Raw genomic sequence first — 1558 nt, forward strand, 5'->3', positions numbered from 1 at the left:
GGCGGCACTTTTTGTGGATGACTTGATCGGACAACAGCAAATCGTGTNCAAGACCTGGAATCCACTATCCGAAAGTTCGNCGGTATTTCCGGTGCTACTATTCTGGGTGACGGCGGCGTTGCCCTGATTGTCGATGTGGCAGCTTGCTGCGATCCAGCCGCCAACTGAATGACGAATCTGTATTTTCCTGATTTTTAAAGGGCCTCAACATGTCTGACACTGCATCCAAGAATCTTTCCGGCTTCGGCGAAAAGACCGACAGCAACGGAAACGAGTTTCTTGCCTTCACCCTGGGTAAGGAAGAATACGGCATCGATATTCTGAAGGTTCAGGAAATCCGTGGCTACGAAGCCGTCACCCGCATCGCCAACTCGCCTGATTTCATCAAGGGCGTGGTCAACCTGCGCGGCATCATCGTCCCCATCGTCGATATGCGCATCAAGTTCCAGCTGGGTGAACCGACCTATGACCAGTTCACGGTCGTGATCATCTTGAACATCGGTGGTCGCGTGGTCGGCATGGTGGTCGACAGCGTCTCCGACGTGATCACCCTGACCCAGGAACAGATCAAGCCGGCACCGGAAATGGGCACCACCTTCGATTCCGACTACCTGATCGGCCTGGGTACCCTGGAGCAGCGTATGCTGATCCTGGTCGATATCGACAAGCTGATGTCCAGCGCCGAAATGGGCCTGATCGAGAAACTGGCCGCCTGATCACTGTCGGGCTGTTGCAAGGGATCCGGAGGAGACGCAGACCGGATCTGGTTTTGGTCGTCATTCGGTCGCGCAGGAAAAAGCAGGCACGATAGCCTGCTACAGAAGAGAAAAAGGCATCCGCCGTGTGGTGGATGCCTTTTTTATTGGCGTTTCGGCACGCCTTTGGGTCGATATGAAGCTTTGTGCGGCCAAGCCGGTCCGGCCTGCCTCCCGGCAGGCCATTGCTTCATATCTCAGTGGAAGTGCTCGACCGGAGGAGGCGTATCTTCCGGCATTTCCGCGTGCACCAGTTCACCTTCGCGGTCAGGGAACAGGGGGGCGCCGCAGTCATCGCAAAACTCCATGGTGAAGCGTTCTGCATGGTGCTTGATGTGCACGATGCCACATTCGCGCAACACCATCAGGATCTGCTGCAGCGGGCTGGGCGGCAGGCCTTCCAGCAGGCCGGCGCCGGCCGGGATCATCATGGGCAGTTCTTCACCGCTTTCCTGTTCATACAAGGGCCAGACCGTGCCATAGACCACGGTGGGGTCGTCGCCGATGGAAAAACCGATGCGGTATTCATCGATCTGGCCATTGATGTCCTCGGAGAAGCCGCCGATGCTGGCGTGCAGCTCGGAAGAGGCGATGTCCAGGGTTTGCGTCAGGAAGTAGTCGGCGGCGCGAATGGAGGCCGGGCGGATGCGCTTGTCGGCCTCGCGGCAGCCGAAGAAGTAGGCCTGCGGCAGCAGCAGTTCGACACTGCAACCAGGCAACAGGCGCGTAAACAGCGGTGTGGCCTGTTGCTTCCAGGCTTCGAAGGCGGCGGCCTTGTTGGCCGAGAAATGGCTTGCTGTCGC

General features: G+C 58.0%; 2 protein-coding genes and 1 pseudogene. 2 read left to right on the forward strand and 1 reads right to left on the reverse strand.

From position 1 onward, the window contains the following. Window positions 1–191, forward strand: a pseudogene (locus I5W_RS33405) (chemotaxis protein CheW); the annotation flags it as partial. An 18-nt stretch (window positions 192–209) separates the two neighbouring features. Continuing rightward, entirely contained in the window at window positions 210–716 is a 507-nt protein-coding gene (locus tag I5W_RS14450) for a chemotaxis protein CheW (protein WP_013234939.1), read from the forward strand. Between the two features lie 236 nt (window positions 717–952). Here the strand turns inward: I5W_RS14450 and I5W_RS14455 are convergent. Next, a partial coding sequence (locus I5W_RS14455; protein WP_044529750.1) for a DUF2863 family protein occupies window positions 953–1558 on the reverse strand: 606 nt, incomplete at its 5' end.

Origin of the sequence: Herbaspirillum sp. B65 (assembly GCF_000333555.1) — a bacterium.
Taxonomy (GTDB): domain Bacteria; phylum Pseudomonadota; class Gammaproteobacteria; order Burkholderiales; family Burkholderiaceae_D; genus Herbaspirillum; species Herbaspirillum rubrisubalbicans.

What these genes read in the sequence shown, in the direction of transcription:
- I5W_RS14450 (WP_013234939.1), top strand. Translation starts at nt 210, where the DNA reads ATGTCTGACACTGCATCCAAGAATCTTTCCGGCTTCGGCGAAAAGACC.